The sequence below is a fragment of the Sphingomonas trueperi genome (assembly GCF_040545665.1).
Lineage (GTDB): Bacteria > Pseudomonadota > Alphaproteobacteria > Sphingomonadales > Sphingomonadaceae > Sphingomonas > Sphingomonas trueperi_B.
In genome coordinates, this window is sequence record NZ_JBEPMH010000004.1 from 237,620 (window position 1) to 261,823 (window position 24,204).

Consider the following 24,204-nt stretch of genomic DNA (forward strand, 5'->3'; position numbering starts at 1 on the left):
CGCGCTGCAGCATCGACCGCAACGGACGTGTGTCTGCTATATTGCACCCGAGAGGTGAAGCTGGTGACTGGACATAATTTGGAAAGCAACACCCTGCCGGCAGCGCGCCGCCTGACGATGCGCTCGCAGGGGTTGCTGGTGGGGGCGATCGTGGTCGCGGTGGTCGCGATCCTCGTGGTGGCGATGGTCGTAAAGGCCGCGCTGACCCCCAAGCCGGTCCCCGATACGCCGGTCCCGCCGGGCGCCTTCCGGCCGACGCAGCAGCAACTGGCGCAGATGCAGTTCGCCACCGTGCAGGGCGGCGCCAATGTCGAGCTGGTGCGCGCCAGCGGCTCGATCCAGGCCGACGGCGACCACAGCACGCCGATCGTCCTCCCCTTTTCCGGCCAGGTGCTGCAGGTGCTGGTCGAGCCCGGCCAGCGCGTCACGCGCGGCCAGCCGCTGCTCCGCATCGCCTCGCCCGAGCTGATCGACGCTCGCAACACCCTGCTCAGCGCTGGCGCGCAGCGGGCGAGCGCCGCCGAGGCGCTGCGCATCGCCCAGGGCAACGTCACCCGGCAGAAGGCGATTTACGAGACCGCCGGCGGCGCGATGAAGGACTATCTCCAGGCGCAAGCGGATTTCGTCGCCGCCCAGTCCGCCGCCCGCCAGGCCGAATCCGCCCAGCGCGCCGCGCAGGATCGGCTGGCCTTGTTCGGCAAGACCGAAGGCGTCGGCACCTCGGCCTATACCGTGTACCGCGCGCCAGTTTCCGGCATCATCGCCGATCGTAACGTCGCACCCGGCCAGTTCCTGAGCAGCGGCAATGCGACGCCGGTGATGACGATCACCGATCCCGCGCGCGTCTGGCTGGTCGCGCAGCTCGCCGAGAGCGAGGCGGCGAGCATCCGCGTCGGCGACCAGGTGGTCGTCACCACGCCGGCGCTCCCCGGCCGCGAATTCACCGCCACGGTCGACAACGTCGCCGCCGGCCTCGATCCGACGACGCACCGCCTGCCGGTGCGCGCGACGATCGCCAATCCGAACGGCGAGCTGAAGCCGCAGATGTTCGCGTCGTTCACGATCCGCCGTCCGGTCGATAGCGGCAAGGGCGTACTCGTGCCCGCCGTCGCCGTGATCCATGAAGGCGACACGACCCGCGTGTGGGTGAAGGCCAAGGACGGCCTGATCTACGGCCGCCCGGTGCAGATCGGCGAGACCGATGGCGGGCTCACGCGTGTGCTCAGCGGACTCGCGCCGGGCGACCGCATCGTCGCCAAGGGCGCGCTGTTCGTCAACGAGGCGGGTCTCGGCGAATGAACCGCCTCGTCGAAATGGCGCTGCGCCAGCGGATGCTGGTGCTCACCCTGCTGATCGGCATGATCGCGGCGGGGGTGCTCGGCTTCCTCAACCTCAACATCGAGGCCTATCCCGATCCGGTGCCGCCGATGGTGGAGCTGGTGACGCAGAGCGACGGCATCTCCGCCGAGGAGATGGAGCGCAACGTCACCACCCCGATTGAAGTGGCGATCGCCGGGCTGCCGCACCTCACCGCGGTGCGCTCGATCTCGCTGTTCGGCCTGTCCGACGTGAAGATCCAGTTCAGCTATGACGTGACGCACGAGCAGGCCCAGCAGATGGTGCTCGGCCGCCTGTCCCAGCTCGGCAATCTGCCCAACAACGCCCAGCCGCTGATCTCCCCCACCAGCCCGATCGGCGAAATCTATCGCTATCGCCTCACCGGCCCGAGCGGCTATTCGGTGATGGACCTCAAGACCATCCAGGACTGGGTGCTCCAGCGCCGCTTCAAGCGCATCCCGGGCGTGATCGACGTGACCGGCTGGGGCGGCAAGCTGCGCTCCTACGAAGTCCAGCTCGACCGCGACAAGCTGACCGCCCACGGCATCACCGTGCCGCAGGTGCTCAGCGCGATCGGCAAGAGCGACTCGAACGTCGGCGGGCAGACCGTCAATTTCGGCGAACAGGCGGCGATCGTTCGTGGCGTCGGCCTGATCCAGTCGGTCGACGCGATCAACAACGTGCTGGTCGGCACCGCCGGCACCACGCCGGTGCTGCTGCGCGACGTCGGCCAGGTGAAGATCGGCAACCTGCCGCGCCTGGGCGTGGCGGGCGAGGGCCAGGACGACGACATCGTCATGGGCATCGTGCTGATGCAGCGCGGCGCCCAGTCGCTGCCGACGATCAACCGCGTGAAGGCCGAGATCGAGGAGATCAACACCAGCGGCGTGCTGCCGCCGGGGGTGAAGATCGAGCGGATCTATGATCGCTCGGACCTGATCGGCGTCACCACCAAGACGGTGATGCACAATCTGCTCGAAGGCGTGCTGCTGATCTTCATCCTGCAGTGGCTGTTCCTGGGTGACCTGCGCAGCGCGCTGATCGTCGCGATCACCATTCCGTTCGCGCTGTCGGTCGCAGTGCTGATCCTGGTGATCCAGGGCGAATCGGCCAACCTGCTGTCGCTCGGCGCACTCGACTTCGGCCTCGTCGTCGATGCGGCGGTGATCATGGTGGAGGCGATCTACCGAAGGCTGGCGGACCGATCGACCGCGATTTCCGAAGGGCGGATCCATGCGACGCCCGCCAACCGCTTCTCGGCGATTCTGCACGCCTCCAGCGACGTCAGCCGCGGCATCTTCTTCGCGGCCGCGATCATCATCGCCAGCTTCCTGCCGCTGTTCACGCTGACCGGCGTGGAGGGCCATATCTTCGGCCCGATGGCCAAGACCTATGCCTATGCCATCGCCGGCGGTCTGCTGGCGGCGTTCACCGTCTCGCCGGTGCTCTCCGCGCTGCTGCTGCCGGACAACCTGAAGGAAGTGGATACCTGGGTGGTGCGGCAGATCCGGCGCGTGCTGGAGCCCGCCATCTCCTTCGCCATCGCCAATCGCGTGCTGACCTTCGCGCTGGCGGGGCTGCTGGTGCTGGGCTCGTTCGCGACGATCCGCGTGCTGGGCGTCGAGTTCCTGCCGCATCTGGAGGAGGGCAATCTCTACATACGCGCCAGCCTGCCGGCGTCGATCTCGCTCGAGGCGGGCGAGGATGCGGTGAACGGCATCCGCAAGATCATCGCCAGCTATCCCGAGGTCGACCGCGTCGTCTCTACGCATGGCCGGCCGGATGACGGCACCGACCCCACCGGCTTCTTCAACGCCGAATTCTACACGCCGCTCAAGCCCTTCGACAGCTGGCCGAGCGGGGTGACCAAGGAGAAGCTGACCGCCGAACTGCAGGCCAGGCTGCAGGCGAAATATCCGGGCGTCGAGTTCGAATTCTCGCAGTACATCCAGGACAATGTCGAAGAGGCGTCGTCGGGGGTGAAGAGCTCCAACTCGCTCAAGATCTATGGCAGCGACCTCGAAACGCTCGAATCGATCGCCAACCAGATCAAGGCGCAGATGGCGCAGGTAAAGGGGGTCGCCGATCTCGGCATCTCCGATTCGCTCGGCCAGCCGACGGTGCGCATCGACGTCGATCGCGCCGCCGCCGCCCGCTACGGGCTGACGCCGGACGACATCAATTCCACCGTCGCCGCGGCAGTGGGCGGCCAGTCGAGCGGCGACCTGTACGAGAAGTCGACCGACCGGCATTTCCCGATCGTCGTCCGGCTCGACGCCGCACAGCGCGACGACATCGAGTCGATCCGGCGCATCCAAATCGGCGCACCGTCGCCGACCGGCAACGGCATCATCCAGGTGCCGCTGTCCGAAGTGGCGACCGTCAAGCTCACCTCGGGCGCGTCGTTCATCTACCGCGAGCACCAGGAACGCTATGTCCCGATCAAGTTCAGCGTGCGCGGACGCGACCTGGGCAGCACGATCGGGGAAGCGCAGGCGCGCATCGCCAAGCATGTCCAGCTGCCCCCGGGCTATCATCTCGAATGGGCGGGCGAGCTCGGCAACCTGACCAATGCCGTCAACCGGCTGGAGGTGGTGGTGCCGATCAGCCTGGTGCTGATCCTGGTGCTGCTGTTCGCCAACTTCGGCTCGATCCGCGACACGCTGCTGGCGTTCAGCGTCATCCCGATGGCGATGGTGGGCGGGGTGCTCGCGCTGGCGCTGACGGGGACGGCGTTCAGCATCTCCGCCGCGATCGGCTTCGTCGCGCTGTTCGGCATCGCGGTGATGGACGGTATCCTGGTGGTCAGCACGTTCAACCAGAACGTCAACGAAGACATGGATCACACGACCGCGATGGCGGCGACGGTGAAGCACTCGCTGCGCCCGGTGATCATGACCTGCCTCGCCGCCGCGATCGGCCTGCTGCCTGCGGCGATGTCGACCGGCATCGGCAGCCAGGTGCAGAAGCCGCTGGCGCTGGTGGTGGTGGGCGGCATGACGCTCGCGCCACTCTTGATCCTGCTGGTGCTGCCGCCGCTGATCCTGAAGTTCTCGCGCCACCAGGGTGCGCATGGCCACACCGTCCGTCGCCACCATGTCGACGGCACCCCGACGGAGCAGGCATGATGCGCCGCACTTCCATGATCCCGCTCGTCCTGCTCGCCGGCTGCACGGTGGGCCCGCACGACCTGACCAACCCCGTGCCGACGCCGCCGGCGCAGGCGCCGGGAACGATCGCCCCGGTGAGCGGTGCCGCACAGCAGCTCGTCGCCGGCGCGGCGGTGGTGCCCAACTGGTGGCAGGGCTTCGGCAGCGCGCGGCTGGACGCGCTCGTTGCCCAGGCGCTTGCGCATAGCAACGATCTCGCCGCTGCCGAGGCCAATCTGCGCCAAGCGCAGGAACTGGCCAGGGCCGCCTCGGGCAGCACCGGGCCGCAGGTGGACGCCAACTATCAGGCGCAGCGCACGCGGATCTCGAAGGCGCTGTCCGGCCCGCTCGCCGACCAGAACGACTATCTCTACACGCTGCACACCGCGCAGCTGACCGTCGCCTATCCGCTCGACCTGTTCGGTGCAGGGCGCAACAAGGTCCGTTCGGCGCGCGCCGCGGCGGACGTGGCGGCGCACCGGCTGCATGCGGCGCAGGCCACCGCGGTCGCCAATCTGGTGCTCGCGGTGATCCAACATGCGGCGCTGCAGGCCCAGATCGAGGCGACGCAATCGGCGATCCGCGACAATCGCGACCTGGTCGACCTGCTCGAGAAGCGCCGCAAGCTCGGCGATATCGGCGAGGCGGACGTGGGCGCGCAGCAGACCGCGCTCGCCACGATCGAGGCGACGCTGCCACCGCTGCTCCGCCAGGCGCAGCACCAGGCGGGGCTGATCGCGACGCTGACCGGCCAGGCGCCGGGCACAGCCGGGGAGCTGCCGACGCTCGCCGAGCTGCAGCTGCCGGCCAGCCTGCCGATCGCGCTGCCGGCGGACATCGTCGCGGCCCGCCCGGACGTGCGCGCGGCCGAGGCGCAGGTGCGCGGTGCCGCCGCGGATGTCGGCTCGGCGATCGCGGCACGGCTGCCGTCGATCACGCTGAGCGGCAATGCCGGCGGGTCGGCGACCAAGTTCCTCGACATGTTCCAGGACGGCAACCCGTTCTTCTCGATCGTCGGCGGCATCACTCAGCCGATCTTCCATGCCGGCCAGCTCAAGCACCAGCAGCGTGCGGCGGAAGCGGCGCTGGAAGAAGCCAAGGCACAGTATCGCGCCACCGCGCTCCAGGCGTTCCTCGACGTCGACGATGCGATCGCCGGGCTGCGCACCGATGCCGAGGCACTGGACGCAGCCGCGCGCGCCGATGCGGCGGCAAGCCGAACGCTGGCAATGACGCGGCGGCAAGTCGAGCTCGGCGCGCTGGGCACGCTGCAGCTGCTCAATGCTTCGTCGGCGGCATCGCAGGCATCGGTACAACTGGTCCAGGCCAAGGGCGCGCGGCTGGCGGACAGCGTGGCGCTCTATCTGGCCTCGGGCAGCACGACGGCTGGCTTGCAGACTGCGGCCGGACGATAAAGCTTCGTCTAACCGCCGTCATTCCGGCGAAAGCCGGAATCCATTAGGGCCACCCTAGCGCCTCGTGCTGATCGCGAGAGGCGAATGGATCCCGGCTTTCGCCGGGATGACGGTTGGGGGGAAGCGCGCCGCGCTACTTCCCCGTCGCCGCTACATTGGCCGCGTTGACGTTCCACCCCCGCACCGCAAGATGCGCCGCGGCCATCACGCTCGCCGGGTAGCGGACGCTCAGCACGCGGTGCTGGCCGGGGAGCAGCGAGACGTAATTGTCGCTGTAGAAGGCCGGCAGGATGCGTTTGCCCTCGGCATCGACCAGCGTGAGCTTGGCGTTGAGCACCGGCACCGTGCTCTTGTTGGATACGGTGACCGCGATCACCTTGTCCTCGCTCTCCGTCTTGGGCGTGCTCGCCTGCACCTCCAGCGGCACCGAGGCGAGGCTTTCCAGCGCGCGATAGGCCGTGTCGTCGCGGCCGCGCCAGTAGAAGTTGCGCGAGAGCTGGGTGCCCTTGGCATCGCTCAGCGTCAGCTCGACGAGCAGCATCGGGCTCGCCGCATAGAGCCGGTCGAGCGGCACGTCGTCCAGCGTGGTCACCCGGTTGGCACGCGCATCCACCTTGTCGGTGCGGGCGAACAGCTGGACATTGTCGAGGCTGACGACGCGCGTCTTGGCGGTGAGTCCGCGCAGGTCGTCGCGCGTGGTGTTGAGCACCACCAGCTGGTTGTCCGGTAGGTTGAGCTGGATGTGCACCGGCTCGGCCGCGCTCTTGGCGCCGTAATAGGAGGCCTGGGTGTCGTAATCCCAGCTGTAGATCTGCCAGGTGTTGGACGGCCAGGCCGGGTGGGTCATCCACAAGAGGCGGCCGCTGTTCTTGGTCCAGAGATGGCCCAGGAAGCCCTCGAACATCGCCTTGTGCGTCTCGAGGTTCATCATCTGCGCCTTGCGCTCGAAATCCTCGAAGCTCAGCGGCTGGCCGAACATGCCGGTCAGCGCGGCCATGAAGGTCTTGGTGTCGCCGTTCCCGCCGAAATGCCAGTCGTGATAGGCGAGCGTGTCCGACAGCGGCCAGCGATCCTTGGCGGGCATCGTCGCTCCCACGGACTCGAGCGTCGAGAGCGACGGCGTGCCCGTCTCGACCGAGAAGCCGGTGGCGAGATCAGTGAAATAGCCCTCTGGCTTGCGGTAGTTATAGGGGCCCGAACCCTGCAGGTTCACCTCGTTCGAGCTGCCGGTGTACCAGCGCGTGCCATCGAGTTCGCGGATCAGCTTGTCCAGGCCCTCATTGAGCGTGGGGTACGGCACGCCCTCGTTGCGGCCGAACCAGACGACGATCGAGGGATGGTTGCGATAGCGCGCCACCACGTCGCGGGCGTTGGCCAGGAACAGCGCGGCATCGTCCGGCTCGACCTGGAAATTCTGCGTCGACTGCCAGAAATCGTTGAGCACCATCATGCCGTTCTCGTCGGCGAGCTGGTAGAATTCCTCTTCGTCGTTGTTGCCCATCCAGTTGCGGATGATGTTCATGTGCGCCTCGCGCTGGAGGCGGAAATAGGGGGCGAGCCGCTCCCGGCTGACCTGCTTCATCGCATCGTCCATGCCCCAGTTGCCGCCGCGCGCGGCGATCTTCACGCCGTTGACACGGAGCGCCAGATGCGGCTCGGGCAACGTCTCGTCGGGGATCGCGGTGACCGCCTTGGAGGTCTCGCCAGCGAGCGTGAGCGATTCGGCCCAGCCGGTGGGGCTGCGCTTGAGCGCCTCGTGGCGGACGTCGATCAGCTGCTGGCCGGCCAGGCCGCCATCGGTGGTCTGGACGTTCACCCGGCGGAGCTGGCCGAGATGGTCGAACAGCGACAGGTCGTAGCTCACCTCGCGGATGCCGAAGCGGAGCGCCTTGGTGTCGCTCGGCTGGCCGCTCGCGGCGAGGTCGATCTTCAGGTCGTGCAGCGCCGGGTCGCCATAGCCGTTCGGCCACCAGAGCTTCGGATTGCGCACGGTGAGCTGGCGGAATTCCGCGGGCGTGAAGCGCACTTCGCCCTGGCCCGGCTGGGCGGTGACGGTCTTCTCCACCGTCACGTCGTCGAACGCGGCGCGGATCGTCACCGGCTGGGCGGCGCTGCCACGATTCTCGAACGGCACGGTGATGTAGACATCGGCGCTGTCGATGCGCGGCAGCGGCAGGTCGGTCACGACATGCGGGTCGCCGATCTTGACGTCGCCGGTCGCGACCAGCTCCACGGGCCTCCAGATGCCGGTGTTGCGGTCGCGGATGCCGGGGATCCAGTCCCAGCCCTCGGTCGCGACGAAGGTCGGGCCGTCGATCGCGAGCTGGCCGCCATTCTCGCCGACGCCGGCCTTGATCGACTGTTCGTGCGGGATGCCCGGATGCGGCGGCGGCGACACGCGCACGGCGATCACGTTCTCGCCGGCGGCGGGCGCGATCTCGAACTGGCCGCGGATGAAGGCGCCGCGCGTCTCCCCCTGGCGCTGGCCGTTGACCCACACTTCCGAGGCATAGTTGATGCCGCCGAAGACGAGCGTCAGCCGCTTGCCCGCGGCCTCGGCGGGGACGGTGAAGCTGGTGCGATACCAATAGTCCTGCCGCGCCAGGCTTTCGGGAATCTTGAGGTTGTTCAGCCCGTAATAGGGATCGGGATAGACACCGCGATCGACCAGCGTGGTCAGCACCGTGCCGGGGACGGTCGCGGCATACCAGGTGCCTTCGGGCTTGCCGGGTTTGGACAGCGCGGCGCCGTCGGCGGGCACGCCGGGGACGGCGGCGAGCTGCCAGCCATTGATCTGCCAGCGCAAGGGGCCGGCGGGCGCAAGGCTCGGCAATGCCGGCACCGGCTTGGCGACAGCCGGTGTATAGGCGGTGTCGCTCTGCGGCAGCGTCCAGGGATCCTGCTGGCGCGTCATGCCGATATTGGCCGTCTTCTGCAGGTTCCAGCCCACGCCGACCTGCCACATCTGGACCAGTTCGAAGGTGGGCGGGGCGGCGGCCTCGCCCTGCACTTCGGTCGCGCCCAGCGCGACGCCGCGCAACTGCGCCTGGACCAGTGCGCCGCCGAAATGCGGCTGGCCCGGCGTGACCGGTGCAAGCGCGATCCGCGGCGCCACCGCAGAGCCGTTGAGCGCGCCTTCGCCGACCTGCTTGCCGTCGAGATAGAGCCGCACCCGGCCGCCCTCGATCACCGCGGCGACATGGCTCCAGCGGCCGGCGGCGAGCTTGGGCGTGCTGTTCACCGCCGTCCCGCTGCCGAAGAAATGCAGCGCGCCGTTGCGCAGCCCCAGGCATCGGCAGTCGCCCGCCGGATCGCCGAACGCGATCAGCGTCACCACGCCCTGGGGCACGACATCGGGCTTCACCCAGGCCGACAGCGTCACCGGCGCGCCCGAGCGCAGCAGCGCGTCCGCGCCGCTCAGCGGCCGATCGATGCCGATGCCGCCAGCGAGGAAGCTGGCGTTATACGGCCCGGCATTGTCCGGCTCTGCCGCCTGAACAACGGAGATGGCGAGCAGCCCGGCACCGCCCAGCATCGCACGGGTGAAACTGCGCATCGGATTTCTTCCCCCAAAACTGCACCAGGCACGCCAAGTCGGCGACCTGTTTTTATTCACCAAATTTCGCAATTCAACCGGCGAGAACGGTTCCATGCTTGCACCGTGGCCGCAAATCGACTGTTATCGCAATCAAGATGAGTAGCGGCCGCCCTCCAATCCGCCTTTCCGGGACCAATCTGGAACGCGCCGCGGATCATAACCAGCGCGTGACGCTCCATGCCATTCGCGCCAACGGTTCGCTGACCCGGGTCGATCTCGCCCGGATCACCGGCCTCACCGCGGCGGCGATCGCCAACATTACCAAGCGGCTGCTGGCGGACGGGCTGATCCAGGAGGCCGGGCGGCGCTTCGGCGGGCGTGGCCAGCCGCCGACCAACCTGATCATCAATCCCCAGGCCTGTTATTCGCTGGGGCTCAACATCGATCGCGACCATGTCACGCTGGTGCTGGTCGACTTCCTCGGCGAGACGGTCGCCCGCGCCGCGCGCGAGATCGACTTCGCGCTGCCCGAGCAGGTCGCCGAATTTTACCACGCCGAGGTGGAAGTGCTGATCGCCTCGGCAGGCGTCGACCCCGCGCGGATCGTCGGCCTGGGCGTCGCGACGCCCGACGATCTCGGCCTGATCGAGCTGCCCGGCAAGCCCGATGCCTATCGCCGCTGGGAACAGACCGATCTCGCGGAACTGCTCGCCTGGCCGCTGGACGTGCCGGTCTTCGTCGAGAACGACGCCGCCGCCGCCGCGATGGGCGAGCTGCAACTGGGGCTCGGGCTCCAGCATTCGAGCTTCTTCTATATCCTGATCTCCTCGGCGCTGGGCGGCGGCCTGGTGATCGACAGCAATTATTTCCGCGGGGCGACGGGCCGCAGCGGCGAGCTCGGCTTCCTCACCCACCGGGATCCTGACGGCGTGGTGCGGCAGATCCAGGCGCATGTCTCGCTCTCCGGCCTTGCCGCGCCGCTGGAGGCTGCGGGCTATTCCGTGCAGGACATGCTCACCTGCGACGGCGGAGACGCGACGCTCGAAGCGGTGGTCGATGCCTGGATCGAGGAAGCCGCGCGGCTGCTGGTCGGGCCGCTGCTCGCGGTCAACTGCCTGATCAACCCGGAGACGGTGCTGATCGGTGGCCGCCTCCCGCGCCGCCATGTCGACAGGCTGGCCGAACGCGCCAACGCGCTGCTGGCCGAGCAGGGCGGCGATGCCCCGGCGCTCGCGCCGATCGCCCGCGCGCAGCTTTCCGCCGACGCCCCTGCGGTCGGCGCGGCGATCCTGCCGTTCAGCTATTTCCTGCTGCCCAAGAGTAGCGCGCTGTGGAAAGACACCGCTGACAGCGCAAGCGCCACGGCTTGACCCTTCATTAAATCAACTGAATAACTTTAATCTTGTGCCCGGCGCCTGTGCGGGGCAGAGGAAGGGCCGCGCGCGTGGCGCGATGGTTCAGGAACAGACCGGCGTGCTGCCGGCCCGTTGGGGAGGAATGTCGGTGGCGATCGATCGCATGGGAAACCAGCCAGCGCGGGGCGTCCGCCGCTGATGTCGAGCGCAACGCTTCCCGTTGCCGGCATCGAGCTCGGCGGCACCAAGTGCATCCTCACCCTCGCCTATGGCCCCGACCGAATCCTCGCGCAGGAAACCGTGCCGACCGAAGCGCCGGACAAGACGCTCGCCGCCCTTGAGGCGGTGCTGGGCGGCTGGTGGGGGACGCCGGGCTTTGCCGCGCTCGGCATCGCCAGCTTCGGGCCGGTATGCCTCGACCCTGCCAACGCGCAGTTCGGTCACATCCTCACCACCTCCAAGCCCGGCTGGAGCGGCACCGATGTCGCGCGCCGCCTCGCAGCCCCCTTCGCGGTACCGATGGCGTTCGATACCGACGTCAACGGTGCGGCGCTCGCCGAGATGCGCTGGGGCGCCGGGCAGGGGCTGAACGACTTCGCCTATGTCACCGTGGGCACCGGCGTCGGCGTCGGCCTGGTGATCAACGGCAAGCCGACCCGCGGCATCGGGCATTGCGAGATGGGCCATATCCGCGTGCCGCGCCTGCCCACCGACACCGCGCCGAGCGGCTGCCCCTTCCATGACGACTGCATCGAGGGTCTCGCCTCGGGCACCGGCATCCGTGCGGCGCTGGGCGACCAGCCGGTCGACAGCGTCGGCGAGGACCATGTCGTGTGGGACCGCGTCGCCTCGGCGATCGCACTGCTCTGCCACACCATGGTCGCCACCGCCGGGCCGCAGCGGATCGCGATCGGCGGCGGCGTGATGCAGCGCCAGCCGCATCTGCTCGCCCGGATCGACCCGCTGCTGCGCGAGAGCATCGCCGGCTATCTGACGGTGCCGCCCGCACCGTACATTGTCTCCCCGGCGCTGGGGGACCAGGCCGGGCCCTTGGGGCCGATCGCGATGGCATTGCAGGCACAGGGCAACTAACCCCGGGCAAAGTTCGGCCGGCGCATGGACTTGGGCGCCGGTCCTGCGGTATCGCCTCCCCAACACCGTAAGGGGAGAGAGACATGTCCGCAGGCCTGAAGCTGCTATTGGCAACCACCATCCTCGCCGCCGCGCCCACGATCGCGCAGCAGGCGCCGACAGCGTTGTCCGGCGTCGCGCATCCTGACAAATGGCCCGCGGCCAAGAGCCAGGGGCTGATCGATCCCGCCACCGAGAAGTTCGTCACCGAGCTAATGGCGAAGATGACGCTGGAGGAGAAGGTCGGCCAGATGATCCAGGCCGATATCGGCAGCATCAAGCCCGAGGATCTGGCGATCTATCCGCTCGGCTCGATCCTCGCGGGCGGCAGCTCGCCGCCGCTCGGCGCGCCCGATCGCAGCCCCCGCGGACCGTGGCTGGCAACCGCGCAGGAGTTCCAGAAGGCCGCGCTCGCCCGCAAGGGCAGTCATGTCGCGATCCCGATCATGTTCGGCATCGACGCGGTGCACGGCAACAACAACATCGTCGGCGCGACACTCTTCCCGCACAATGTCGGGCTGGGCGCGATGCGCGACCCGGCGCTGATGGAGAAGATCGGCCGCGCGACCGCCGAGGAAACGAGCTCGGTCGGCATCGACTGGGCGTTCGGGCCGACGCTCGCCGTGCCGCGGGACGAGCGCTGGGGCCGCGCGTACGAAGGTTATTCGGAGGAGCCCGAGGTCGTCCGCAGCTATGCCGGCGCGATGATCCGCGGCCTGCAGGGCGCACCGGGCACCAAGGACAGGCTCCAGAAGGGCTATGTCGCGGCCTCGGCCAAGCATTTCCTTGGCGACGGCGGCACCTTCGGCGGGCAGGATCAGGGCGACACCCGCGTGTCCGAAGACGAACTGATCCGCATCCACAATGCCGGCTATCCGGGCGCGATCGATGCCGGCACGATGACCGTGATGGCGTCGTTCAGCAGCTGGAACGGCGTGAAGATGCACGGCAACAAGTCGCTGCTCACCGATGTGCTGAAGGGCCGCATGGGCTTTGACGGCTTCGTCGTCGGCGACTGGAACGGCCATGCCCAGGTGCCGGGCTGCACCCCCACCGATTGCGCCGCGACGTTCAACGCCGGGCTCGACATGGCGATGGCGCCGGACAGCTGGAAGGGGCTGTACGAATCGACCATCGCGCACGTGAAGGACGGCACGATCCCGATGGCGCGCGTCGACGATGCGGTGCGCCGCATCCTGCGCGTGAAGGTGCAGATGGGCCTGTTCAACACCGCGCGGCCCTATGAGAGCAAGGCCGAGCTGGTCGGCGCGGCCGCGCATCGCGCGATTGCCCGCGAGGCGGTGGCCAAGTCGCTGGTGCTGCTCAAGAACAGCGGCGTGCTGCCGGTCAAGGCGAGCGCCAACGTGCTGGTCGCCGGGCCAGGTGCCGATTCGATGGCGCAGCAGACCGGCGGCTGGACGCTCAGCTGGCAGGGCGACGGCAACCCGAACACCATGTTCCCCAACGGCGAGACGATCTTCGCGGGCATTCAGGCGGCGGTGAAGGCCGGCGGCGGCACCGCGACGCTGTCGGCAGACGGTAGCTTCACGAGCAAGCCCGACGTGGCGATCGTCGTGTTCGGCGAGGAGCCCTATGCGGAGATGCGCGGCGACGTGCGCACGCTGGAATTCCAGCCGGGCGACAAGCAGGCGCTGGCGTTGCTCAAGAAGTTCAAGGCGGCGGGCGTGCCGGTCGTCTCGGTGTTCCTGTCGGGCCGCCCGCTCTGGGTGAATCCGGAGCTCAACGCATCGGACGCGTTCGTCGCCGCCTGGCTGCCGGGGAGCGAGGGCGCGGGCGTGGCCGACGTGCTGATCGGCGACAAGGCCGGCAAGCCGCGCCGCGACTTCACCGGCACGCTCTCCTTCAGCTGGCCCAAGACCGCCGGCCAGTTCACGCTCAACCGTGGCGAGCCGGGCTATGACCCGCTCTTCGCCTTCGGCTACGGGCTCAGCTACGCCAAGCCGGGCACGGTGGGTGCGCTCAGCGAAGTCTCGGGCGTCGATGCGTCGCTGGCCAACACCAGCACCTTCTTCGCCAAGGGCGTCACCCCGGCGCCCTTCTCCTTCGCGACCGACAGCAAGATCACCCGCAAGACCGTCGACGGCCCGGCCACCCAGGAAGGCGCGCAGCAGCTCACCTGGCCTGCCGGTCCGGCGACACTGCGCATCGGCGGCAGTGACCTGGATCTCAGCCGCGAGACCAATGGCGACCTGTCGCTGCGGCTGGTCTACCGCGTCGATGCCGGCCCGACCGGTCCGGTGCGGCTGTCGATGGAAGGCGGCAAGAACACGGGAACGATCGATGCGACCAGCCTGTTCACCGGCAAGCGCGGCTGGCAGACGGTCAACGTGCTGCTGAAATGCTATCAGAAGAACGGAGTCGACGTGACCAAGGTAAACGCGCCGATCGTGCTGCAGGCGAACGGGCCCTTTACGCTCTCGCTGGCCGAGGCGAAGATCGTCTCCGATCCCAACAACTCGGTCTGCCCGGGCCAATGAGCGGGATCGAGGTCGTCGACATCGCGCGCGGGGCATTCCGCGCGCAGTTCCTCACCCTGGGCGCGACGCTCCACCGGCTGGAGGTGCCCGACCGACACGGCCGGGCGGACAATGTCGTGCTCGGCTATGCCGACCTCGAGGACTATCGCCGCCAGCCGCCGCGCTATTATGGCGCGGTGGCGGGGCGCTATGCCAATCGCATCGCGGGCGGGCGTTTCACGCTGGACGGCGAGACCTTCCAGCTGGCTACCAACGAGAACGGCAACAGCCTGCACTCGGGTCCCGATGGGTTCGACCGGCAGATCTGGACGGTGGAGGCGCGCAGCGACAGCGCGGTCACCTTCCGGCTCGACACGCCGCATGGCTGGAACGGCTTTCCCGGCGATCTGGTCGCGCGGGTGGAATATGCGCTGGAGGAAGACGGGCTGGCGGTGCGCTTCACCGCCACGGCGGACCGGGCGACGATCGTCAACCTTACCCAGCATGCCTATTTCAACCTCGCGGGCGAGGGCAGCGGGGCGACGGTGCTCGACCATCTGCTGCAGATCCCGGCGGGCGCGATCACGCCAGTGAACGAGGCGCTGATCCCGACCGGCGTGCTGGCCCCCGTGGAGGGCGGCGCATTCGACTTCCGCAGCCCCAAGCCGATCGGGCGCGAGATCGACGCGGCGGATGCGCAACTCGCGCTGGGGCAGGGCTACGACCATAATTTCGTGCTCGACGGTCCTGCGGGCTTCGAGCGCCGCATCGCGACGCTGTTCGATCCGGGCTCCGGTCGCGTGCTGGAGGTGCATTCCACCGAGCCGGGCGTGCAGTTCTATTCGGGCAACCATCTCGCCGATGGCGCGCCGGGGACCGGCGGCGGCGTGTATCCGACGCGCGGCGGGCTGTGCCTGGAGCCGCAGAAATTCCCCGACAGCCCCAACCAGCCGGGCTTCCCCTCGGCGCGGGTGGAGGCGGGGGAGATGTATCGCCACAGCATGGCGTTCCGGTTTCGGACGGCTGCGGATGCGGACGAGGCGTTCCCTCTCTAAGCCCCTCCTCCTTGGAGGAGGGGTTGGGGGTGGAGGGATTCCAGAACGTCTGTCTGTCTCGGTGAGACACTGCCCCACCCCAACCCCTCCCCTGAAGGGGAGGGGCTTAGCTAGTGCGGTTGCCCCCTCCGCACGTCCCCGATACAGCCCCCACATGGCAAAAGCGGATCGCCTCGAACGGCTCGACACCCGACGCATCGAACTCGAGGCGGAATATCGCGCCGCGCTGATCGAGGCGCTGGAGCGCACCGCGGCGGGCAAATGGGGGCTGTTCGACCACCAGAAGGACCGCCACGCCCGCGCCGCGATCCGCCCGACGCTCGATCACCTGGCCGAACTGGGCGAAGAGATCGACGCGGCGCGCGATCGGCTCGGCCTTCCGCCCTTCGCGCTCCAGCAGGAATTCCTCGCCGCACGCGGCCCGGTGGGGCCATCGGCGGTCGGCGAGCCCAAGCAGGCGCAGGCCTGGCTGGCGCGTCTCGCGGCGGAGGCGCCCGCGACGGACTGACGCCCGCGCCTTACTCGGTTTCTTCGAGCGCGGCCTCGGCGGCGGCGCGCGCCTCCTCTTCCTTCTTCTTCTTGCCCTGGTCGTAATGCCACTTGATGGCGAAGAACATGCCCGTGCCGAACACGGCGAGCTTGAACGTGCCCAGCAGAATCGGAACCCAAATCATCGCAACCACCTGATCTGCGCCGTGCGGCCATCCGCCGCGACGGTTGCCGCGGCGACGCTCTCGCACATATCAATAACACACAAAACCCATACGATGTGCTGTATGAATCCGTACAATTGCGGATCTAGGGTGGCGGCGTGCCGGCCGCAAGTATCGAGGGTCAGTCGGCGTCGCCGCCGTCGCCGCCGCCCGCACGCTGCGAATAGGTGATGCGGATCCGCACCCAGCTGCCGACCAGCAGCCGGCTGTTGACCCGCGGCGCCTTTACCCGGAACTGGAAGGCGGCTTGGCGCACCGCGCCGGCATAGCCCGAGCCGCGCGGGAATTCGCCGAGTTCCTGGCAATCGGTCACCTGGTAGCGCTCGATGGTGCGGCAGGCGACTTCGCCCCAGCCTTCCCGACCCAGCGCGCGCTGCGGCAGATAGGGGGAGAGCTGCGCGTTGGTGGGGCGGCGATACCAGTCGGCGGCATAGAGCGTCTCGCCATGCGGACCCGTGCCGGCGCGCGGCGTGTCGTCGGCGCCGCTGCCGCCGCCGACGTCGGCGCTCTGGGTGTTGCCCTGGTCGCCGGACTGGGCAGCCGGCGCCTTGGCGATGTCGGTCGCCGCATAGTCGCGGCGGCTCATCACGATGAAGCTCGGCGGACCGCTGGATACGGGCGGCACGACGGGGGGCGGGGGGAGCGCCGCGGTCGGCGTCTGCTGCTGTGCTTCCGCCTTTTCACCGGCGCGCTTGCGGGCCTTTTCGGGCGCCTTTGCGGCGTCCTTCTCGGCCGGCGCCTTGTCGCCTTCCGATGCCTCGATCCCGAACACGACGGTCTTGGGCTTTTCCTTCGGCTCGACATGCGGCGCCATCCACAGCAGCAGCAGCGCGATCAGCAGCTCGATCGCCAGCGCCAGCAGAATCGCAACGGTCCGGCCGCGCAGCGAAGCGCGCAGCCGGCGCACGGGCGAGGCGGACGTGGTGGACAGCATGGCGCGCAGGACACTCAGGAAGGGGCGAATCCGGGGAATCCGGGCTCGCCAAAGCGGTCGCTATACACCTTGACCGTGGCGGCGGGAGTGGGGCGAAAGCGTGTCGCCTTTCCGCATTCCCGCCGCCTTTGTAACGGTCCTTGCAACAATCAGTCGCGCAGCAGCTCGTTGATCCCGGTCTTGCTGCGGGTCTGGGCGTCAACCGTCTTGACGATCACCGCGCAATAGAGGCCGGGCTTGCCGTTCTCCGCGGGCAGCGTGCCGGGCACCACCACCGCATAGGGCGGCACTTCGCCGCGATAGACCTGGCCGGTCGCGCGATCGACGATCTTGGTCGACGCGCCGAGATACACGCCCATCGACAGCACCGCGCCCTCGCCGACGCGCACGCCCTCGGCCACTTCCGAGCGCGCGCCGATAAAGGCGCCGTCACCGATGATCACCGGGTCCGCCTGCAGCGGCTCGAGCACGCCGCCGATGCCGACGCCGCCGGAGAGGTGGACGTTCTTGCCGATCTGAGCGCAGCTGCCGACGGTGGTCCAGGTATCGACCATCGTGCCTTCGCCGACATAGGCGCCGATATTGACGAAGCTCGGCAACAGCACCGCACCCTTGGCGATGTGCGCGCCGTGGCGGACGATGCTGCCCGGTACCGCGCGGAAGCCGGCGTCGCGGAACGCGGCCTCGCCCCAGCCGGTGAACTTCGAGGGCACCTTGTCGAACCAGGCGGTGCCTTCGGGCCCGGGCACGACGACATTGTCGTTGAGGCGGAAGCTGAGCAGCACGGCCTTCTTCAGCCACTGGTTGACCTGCCAGCCGCCGGCCACCGGCTCGGCGACGCGAGCCTCGCCGCGGTCGAGCAGGTTCAGCGCTTCGGCGACGGCCTCGCGCACCGCGCCCTCAGTGGCGAAGCTCAGATTGGCGCGGTCTTCCCAGGCGGCGTCGATCGTCGCGGCGAGATCGGTCATGTCAGCTCTCCAAGATGCTGTGGAGCCAGGCTCCGAGATCGGTGATGGTGTAGTCGATGAAGCTGCGATCGGCGTCCGGCGCCTGTTCCGAGCCATTGTCGATCCAGACGGTGGTCATGCCGATCGCCTTGGCCGGCCCCAGATTGCGCGCCATGTCCTCGACGAACAGGGACTCGTGCGGGTCCAGGCCGTATGCCTCGCACAGGCCCTTGTACGCCGCGGGCTCGGGCTTGGGGCGGTAGCTGGTGGCGTGGATGTCGTGGATCGCCTCGAAGGTCTCGCCCAGGCCGAGCCGGTCGAGCACCTTCTGTGCATAGGGCGCGTCGCCGTTGGTGAAGATCAGCTTGCGGCCGGGAAGGCGCGCGAGCGCCTCGACCAGCGCCTCGTTCGTTTCCAGCACGCTCATGTCGACATCGTGGACATAATCCAGATAGTCGTGCGGATCGGTGCCGTGCTCCTCGATCAGGCCGTACAGCGTCGCGCCGTGCGCGTGGAAATAGGCCTTCTGCACCTTGTGCGCCTCTTCCGGCGAGCAATGGAGCAGGCGCTGGACATATTCCCCGATCCGCGCGTCGATCATCGCGAAAAGGTTGGCGCTCGCGGGATAGAGCGTGTTGTCCAGATCGAAGATCCAGGTGCGGACGTGCGAGAGCGAGGCGAGCATCGCCGGGGCGTGTAGGAGGTGCCCTCCGTCGTCGCAAGCGCCGAGCGCGCCGCGCGCCCTCGGAGCTTCCCCGGCGCCTGGGTAAACGCAAAAAAAACCACTCTGCGCGTAGGTGAAGACCCTCCTGATACGAGGGTTTTCGGTATGCGAGTGGCGTTGCGCGTAGGATGGATGCACACGGCTGCGCTCGGCGGGCTCGTGGCGCTGGGTGCGTGCAGCGGCGGCGGGGGCGGCGGCATTGGGAGCACGCCGGCACCTGCACCCGCACAGATCCCCGCACCGACGCCCACGCCGAGCCCGACGCCCACCCCGGTACCCACACCGACGCCGACGCCGGTGCCGACCGCCAATTACGACACGACCGAGTACCGCAACACGACGGGTGCCGTCTCGATGAACGCGTTGGTCGCCTACAACAAGGGCGCGACCGGCAACGGCATCAAGGTGGGGGTGATCGATTCGGGTATCGACATGCAGAGCCCCGAATTCGGCGATTGTTCTGGCGGCCTTGGCACCGGCAGCTGCCGCATTCTCGCCAGCTCGAGCGATCCCGGCGGCAATGGCTCGGTGGACGATGTCGGCGGGCACGGAACCGCGGTCGCCTTCACCATCGCCGGCCGGCGCAACGATGCGGGTACGCACGGCGTGGCGTTCGACGCCCAGCTCGTCGTCGAACGTGCGGACCAACCGGGCAGCTGCAACGGCACCGACACCGGCACCTGCAAATTCTCCGACAGCGCCATCGCCGCGGGGCTCGACCGCGCCCGGCAGGCAGGCGCACGCGTCGTCAACATCTCGCTCGGCGGCGATACGGCGTCGTCGACGCTTGCCTCGGCGATCGACCGCGCGACCGCGGCGGGGGTCATCGTGGTGATCTCCGCCGGCAATGACGGCGGCGCCAATCCGGATGCCTTCACCAGCGCGGCGACCAACGCGGCGATTTCGCGCGGGCTGGTGATCATCGCGGGTTCGGTGAATGCCAGCGACAAGATTTCCAGCTTCTCGAACCGCGCCGGTTCCTCCGCCGCCGTCTATCTGGCGGCGGTGGGCGAGGGCGTGCGCGCGCCCGATGCGAACAACACCGCCTATATCTGGTCCGGCACGTCCTTCTCGGCGCCGCAGATCACCGGCGCGATCGCGCTGCTCGCCCAAGCCTTTCCCAATCTTACCGGCAAGCAGATCGTCGACCTGCTCTACGCCACCGCGCGCGACGTGGGCGATGCCGGCGTCGATTCGATCTACGGCCGCGGCGTGCTCGATCTCACCCGCGCCTTCCAGCCGGTCGGCACCATGTCCGTGGCAGGGACGAGCGCGGTGATCTCACCGACGATCAACGGCACGCTCAGCGGGCCGATGGGCGATGCCAGCCAGGGCGCGCTCAGCATGGCGGCGCTCGATTCCTTCGGTCGCGCCTATACGACAACGATCAACCGCAGCTTCCAGCGGCAGAGCCTGTCGCGCAACCTGCCGGCGCTGATGGCGACGCGGGATCGCAGCTTCTCGGTCGGCGGCGATCAGATGCGCGTCGCCGTGTCGCTGGTGCCCTCCGTCGATTCGGTGCGGATCGAACGGCTCGGCATCACCAGCCGCGACGCGGGCGTGGCGCGGATGCTGGCGACGACGGTGAGCGGCCGGCTGGGCGCCAAGGCGCAGTTCGCCTTCGGCGCCTCGCAGACCGGCAATGTGCTGACCGCGCAGCTGGCGGGTCGCGACGACCCCGCCTTCCTGATCGCGCGCGATCCGCTGAGCAACGCCGGCTTCGATACCGATGTCGGCGGATCGGCGGCGCTGCGCCAGACGGTGGGGCGCTGGGGCGTGACCGTGGCGAGCGAAGTCGGTGACGTGCTCAGCCAGCGCGCCGGCGATGCCGCGGGGCTGCAGGCCCGCTGGCTGCGCTTCGGCTATGATCGCAGCACGATCGCCATCGACCGGCGGTTCGGCGGGCTCAACGCCAGCGTCGGCGTGACGCGCTTGTCCGAAGACAATACCGTGCTCGGCGCGCGCTTCAGCGCGGGGCTGGGCGCGGCGCGGGCGAACAGCCTGTTCACCGATCTGGGCGTGCGATGGGACCTCGGCCTGGGGCTCAGCCTCGGCGGATCGCTGCGCCAGGGCTGGACCAATGTGCGGCTGCGCGAAGGCATCCAGGGTTCGGGCGTGATCCGCACCAATGCCTGGGCGGCGGACATCGGCAAGGACGGGCTGTTCGGCAACGATTCGGTCGGCCTGCGGATCGCCCAGCCGCTGCGGGTGGCGCGCGGCGGCGGCATCGGCCTGACCCTGCCGCAGAGCTGGGACTATGACACGCTCAGCGTCACCAGCTGGAGCAGCGAACGGATCAACCTCGCCCCGGTCGGGCGCGAGATCGACTATGAATTCCGTTACCACTGGCGCTTCGCCGAGGGCGACGTGAGCAGCAACCTTTTCCTGCGGCGCCAGCCGGGCAACATCGCGGCGATGCCGAGCGACATCGGCGGCGCGGTGCGGCTGAGCTGGGGGTTCTGATGGCGCTTCCTTTGGCGGCGGCCCGCGGCTATCGCGGGTGCGCTGCCAGGGGAGACGACATGATCGAGATCGCCAGCGCGCGGCTGACCGCCGCGATCAACCCGCACGGGGCCGAGCTCTCGTCGCTGCGCGACCCCGCCGGGCGCGAGCTGATGACGGACGGCGATCCCGCCTTCTGGTCCGGCCGGGCGCCGCTGCTGTTCCCGATCGTCGGGCGGCTGGTGGGCGATCGCTACCGGCTGGACGGCAAGGACTACAGCCTGCCGCAGCACGGCTTCGCGCGACGCCGCGACTTCGCGCTGGTAGAGCAGGGCGCCGACCGCGCGACCTTCCGCCTGCAAGACGATGCCGAGACCCGCGCCGTCTATCCCTTCGCCTTTACCCTCGATGCAACCTATCGACTGGAAGAGACCACGCTGTGGATCGAGATCGCGGTCACCAACCGCGACACGCGCGACATGCCTGCCAGCTTCGGCTTCCATCCCGCTTTTGCTTGGCCGCTGCCTTATGGACGCGCGCGTGCCGACCACCGGATCCTGTTCGACGAGCCGGAATTCTCGTCGCTCCGCTACATCGGCGAGGGCGGAATCGCGCCGGACCGCCGGACCAGCCCGGTGGAGGGGCGGGCGCTGCCGCTCTCCGACGACCTGTTCACCGCCGACGCGTTGATCTGGGACCAGCTCGCCAGCCGCGGGCTGCTGTACGGCGCGGAAGATGGGCCGCAACTGCGCATCCGCTTCCCCGATACCGGCCTGCTCGGCATCTGGACCAAGCCCGGCGCCCGCTTCGTCTGCGTCGAGCCCTGGTGGGGCATCGCCGACCCGGCGGGGTTTGACGGCGAGATCTGGAACAAGCCGGGCATCCAGCGCCTGGCGCCGGGCGAGACCCGGCGCTTCGGCATGGACGTAACGCTGGTCGACTGAGGGAAGGGCACGCCCTACTCGCCGCTGGATAAAAATCCCGCCACCGACTAAGGCGTCGCGATTCTCCCTCCCGTTCGAAGCACCCGCATGTCCCCCTCCGATCGTCGTACGTTCGCCATCATCTCGCACCCGGACGCGGGCAAGACCACGCTCACCGAAAAGCTGCTGCTGTTCGGCGGAGCGATCCACCTCGCCGGCGAAGTGAAGGCGCGCGGGGCTGCGCGGCGTGCGCGCTCGGACTGGATGAAGATCGAGCAGCAGCGCGGCATCTCGGTCACCAGCTCGGTCATGACCTTCGAGCGCGACGGGATCACCTTCAACCTGCTCGACACGCCGGGCCACGAGGACTTCTCGGAAGATACCTACCGCACGCTGACCGCGGTGGACTCGGCGGTGATGGTGATCGACGTCGCCAAGGGCATCGAGAGCCAGACGCGCAAGCTGTTCGAGGTCTGTCGGCTGCGCAACGTGCCGATTATCACCTTCGTCAACAAGGTGGACCGCGAGGGCCGCGAGGTGTTCGCGACGCTGGACGAAGTGGCCGAGCTGCTCCAGCTCGACGTGGTGCCGATGACCTGGCCGGTGGGCATGGGCGGCACCTTCGAGGGCATTTTCGACCTCGCCACCAACCGCCTGCTGCTGCCGGAAGGCGACAGCCGCGAGTTCCATGGCAAGGTGATCCAGACGACGGGCGTCGACGACCCGCAGCTCGATGCGATCGTCTCGCCCGCCAATCTCGCCAAGCTGCGCGAGGATGTCGAGCTGGCGCAGGCCGGCTATGCCGAGTTCGATGGCGAGGCCTATCGCAACGGCGACATGACGCCGGTCTATTTCGGCTCGGCGCTGAAGGAGTTCGGCGTCGATTCGCTGATCGCCGCGATCGCCGAGTTCGCGCCGCCGCCGCACGCGCTGCCGGCCGAACCCGCGCCGGTCGAGCCGACGCGCGACGAGGTGACCGGCTTCGTGTTCAAGGTCCAGGCCAACATGGATCCCAACCACCGCGACCGCATCGCGTTCATGCGGCTGGTTTCGGGCACCTTCAAGCGCGGCATGAAGCTGACGCCGACCGGGCATGGCAAGCCGATCGCGATCCACTCGCCGATCCTGTTCTTCGCCCGCGAGCGCGAGCTGGCCGACGAGGCGTTCCCCGGCGACATCATCGGCATTCCCAACCATGGCACGCTACGGGTGGGCGACACGCTGTCCGAGCGGGCGGGGGTGCGCTTTACCGGGCTGCCCAATTTCGCGCCGGAAATCCTGCGCCGCGTCGCGCTCAAGGATCCGACCAAGACCAAGCAGTTGCGCAAGGCGCTGGATGATCTGTCGGAAGAGGGCGTGATCCAGGTCTTCTATCCGGAGATCGGATCGAACTGGATCATCGGCGTGGTCGGCCAGCTGCAGCTCGACGTGCTGCTCAGCCGGCTCGATGCGGAGTACAAGGTCGGCGCGGTGCTCGAGCCTTCGCCCTACGACACCGCACGCTGGGTCGCATCGGACGATGCCGCCGCGCTTAAGGAGTTCCTCGACCTCAACCGCGGCGCGCTCGCCAAGGATCGCGACGGCAATCCGGTGTTCCTGGCCAAGTCGGCCTGGGAAGTCGGCTATATCGCCGAGCGCTACAACAAGGTGACGTTCGCGGCGACGCGCGAGCGCTGAGCACGCGACAAGTCCCGGTCGTCATTCCGGCGAAAGCCGGAATCCATTGGGGTCGCCCGATCGGTTCAAGCCCCAGCGGAGTGTCGAATGGATCCCGGCTTTCGCCGGGATGACATTTGCTTACGCCGCCGCGCGCTGTTCGCGGCCGCGCTCGCCCAGCCCGCTGGCGATCCAGTCGCGGATGCGCTCGGCGCGGCCGAGATCGGCCTCGAACTTGGCAAGCAGTTCCTCGGCGCCGCTGGTGTCGGTGCCGGCGGCACGCATCATGGCGAGGACTTCCTGCTGGGCGGCAATGTGACGCTCGGCGAGCACCACATTCTTCTCGGCTTTGACGAGGTCGGTCGGGGTATAGCTCATGTGGTTATTATAGAAGTAACTTTGGGGAA

General features: G+C 68.5%; 17 protein-coding genes. 11 read left to right on the forward strand and 6 right to left on the reverse strand.

Going from position 1 to position 24,204, the window contains the following annotated elements:
• The first annotated feature begins 54 nt into the window (after positions 1-54).
• The 3 genes from ABIC65_RS14545 to ABIC65_RS14555 are packed head-to-tail and all read left to right on the forward strand — an operon-like array spanning position 55 to position 5,902.
• Positions 55-1,299, forward strand: a complete 1,245-nt coding sequence (locus ABIC65_RS14545; protein WP_354309691.1) for an efflux RND transporter periplasmic adaptor subunit — start codon at positions 55-57, stop codon at positions 1,297-1,299.
• On the forward strand, positions 1,296-4,466 hold the full coding sequence (locus ABIC65_RS14550; protein ID WP_354309692.1) for an efflux RND transporter permease subunit: 3,171 nt from the start codon (positions 1,296-1,298) through the stop codon (positions 4,464-4,466). Before ABIC65_RS14545 ends, ABIC65_RS14550 begins: the two co-directional genes overlap by 4 nt.
• Complete coding sequence (locus tag ABIC65_RS14555; protein WP_354309693.1) at positions 4,466-5,902, forward strand: efflux transporter outer membrane subunit; 1,437 nt, start codon at positions 4,466-4,468, stop codon at positions 5,900-5,902. The genes ABIC65_RS14550 and ABIC65_RS14555 overlap by 1 nt, the downstream gene beginning before the upstream one ends.
• Before the next feature lie 133 nt (positions 5,903-6,035).
• On the opposite strand, the gene ABIC65_RS14560 is transcribed toward ABIC65_RS14555, so the two are convergent.
• Positions 6,036-9,458 (reverse strand): glycosyl hydrolase 2 galactose-binding domain-containing protein, encoded by a 3,423-nt coding sequence (locus ABIC65_RS14560; RefSeq protein WP_354309695.1) that lies wholly within the window; start codon positions 9,456-9,458, stop codon positions 6,036-6,038.
• A 137-nt stretch (positions 9,459-9,595) separates the two neighbouring features.
• Here ABIC65_RS14560 and ABIC65_RS14565 point away from each other — a divergent pair, with 137 nt between their 5' ends.
• From ABIC65_RS14565 to ABIC65_RS14585, 5 genes are all read left to right on the forward strand, one after another.
• Positions 9,596-10,810 carry an ROK family transcriptional regulator gene (locus tag ABIC65_RS14565; RefSeq protein ID WP_354309696.1) on the forward strand — a complete coding sequence of 405 codons (1,215 nt, stop codon included), beginning with the start codon at positions 9,596-9,598 and terminating at the stop codon, positions 10,808-10,810.
• A 183-nt stretch (positions 10,811-10,993) separates the two neighbouring features.
• The gene (locus ABIC65_RS14570; RefSeq protein WP_354309698.1) at positions 10,994-11,887 is read left to right on the forward strand and encodes an ROK family protein; all 894 of its coding nucleotides are present in this window, start codon (positions 10,994-10,996) and stop codon (positions 11,885-11,887) included.
• An 83-nt stretch (positions 11,888-11,970) separates the two neighbouring features.
• Entirely contained in the window at positions 11,971-14,424 is a 2,454-nt protein-coding gene (locus tag ABIC65_RS14575; protein ID WP_354309699.1) for a glycoside hydrolase family 3 protein, read from the forward strand.
• Positions 14,421-15,458, forward strand: a complete 1,038-nt coding sequence (locus ABIC65_RS14580; protein ID WP_354309700.1) for an aldose epimerase family protein — start codon at positions 14,421-14,423, stop codon at positions 15,456-15,458. The genes ABIC65_RS14575 and ABIC65_RS14580 overlap by 4 nt, the downstream gene beginning before the upstream one ends.
• A gap of 154 nt (positions 15,459-15,612) precedes the next feature.
• Positions 15,613-15,966 carry a hypothetical protein gene (locus tag ABIC65_RS14585; protein ID WP_354309701.1) on the forward strand — a complete coding sequence of 118 codons (354 nt, stop codon included), beginning with the start codon at positions 15,613-15,615 and terminating at the stop codon, positions 15,964-15,966.
• Positions 15,967-15,976: 10 nt separating this feature from the next.
• On the opposite strand, the gene ABIC65_RS14590 is transcribed toward ABIC65_RS14585, so the two are convergent.
• The 4 genes from ABIC65_RS14590 to ABIC65_RS14605 all read right to left on the reverse strand — a co-directional run bounded on the left by ABIC65_RS14590 (position 15,977) and on the right by ABIC65_RS14605 (position 18,737).
• Positions 15,977-16,132 carry a hypothetical protein gene (locus ABIC65_RS14590; RefSeq protein WP_185743012.1) on the reverse strand — a complete coding sequence of 52 codons (156 nt, stop codon included), beginning with the start codon at positions 16,130-16,132 and terminating at the stop codon, positions 15,977-15,979.
• A gap of 160 nt (positions 16,133-16,292) precedes the next feature.
• Positions 16,293-17,105 (reverse strand): hypothetical protein, encoded by an 813-nt coding sequence (locus ABIC65_RS14595; RefSeq protein ID WP_354309702.1) that lies wholly within the window; start codon positions 17,103-17,105, stop codon positions 16,293-16,295.
• A gap of 149 nt (positions 17,106-17,254) precedes the next feature.
• On the reverse strand, positions 17,255-18,073 hold the full coding sequence (gene dapD / locus ABIC65_RS14600) for a 2,3,4,5-tetrahydropyridine-2,6-dicarboxylate N-succinyltransferase (RefSeq protein WP_354309704.1): 819 nt from the start codon (positions 18,071-18,073) through the stop codon (positions 17,255-17,257).
• 1 nt (position 18,074) lies between these two features.
• Positions 18,075-18,737 (reverse strand): pyrimidine 5'-nucleotidase, encoded by a 663-nt coding sequence (locus ABIC65_RS14605; protein WP_354309705.1) that lies wholly within the window; start codon positions 18,735-18,737, stop codon positions 18,075-18,077.
• A 171-nt stretch (positions 18,738-18,908) separates the two neighbouring features.
• On the opposite strand from ABIC65_RS14605, the gene ABIC65_RS14610 reads away from it, so the two are divergent.
• The 3 genes from ABIC65_RS14610 to ABIC65_RS14620 all read left to right on the forward strand — a co-directional run bounded on the left by ABIC65_RS14610 (position 18,909) and on the right by ABIC65_RS14620 (position 23,818).
• Positions 18,909-21,239 carry a S8 family peptidase gene (locus tag ABIC65_RS14610; RefSeq protein WP_354309706.1) on the forward strand — a complete coding sequence of 777 codons (2,331 nt, stop codon included), beginning with the start codon at positions 18,909-18,911 and terminating at the stop codon, positions 21,237-21,239.
• Between the two features lie 59 nt (positions 21,240-21,298).
• A complete protein-coding gene (locus ABIC65_RS14615) occupies positions 21,299-22,162 on the forward strand; it encodes an aldose 1-epimerase family protein (RefSeq protein WP_354310024.1) in 864 nt (287 codons plus the stop codon).
• Between the two features lie 87 nt (positions 22,163-22,249).
• Positions 22,250-23,818, forward strand: a complete 1,569-nt coding sequence (locus tag ABIC65_RS14620; RefSeq protein WP_354309708.1) for a peptide chain release factor 3 — start codon at positions 22,250-22,252, stop codon at positions 23,816-23,818.
• Between the two features lie 120 nt (positions 23,819-23,938).
• Here the strand turns inward: ABIC65_RS14620 and ABIC65_RS14625 are convergent, their stop codons facing one another.
• Positions 23,939-24,175, reverse strand: coding sequence for a hypothetical protein (locus tag ABIC65_RS14625; protein ID WP_125975437.1), 237 nt, complete (start codon positions 24,173-24,175; stop codon positions 23,939-23,941).
• Positions 24,176-24,204 lie beyond the last annotated feature (29 nt).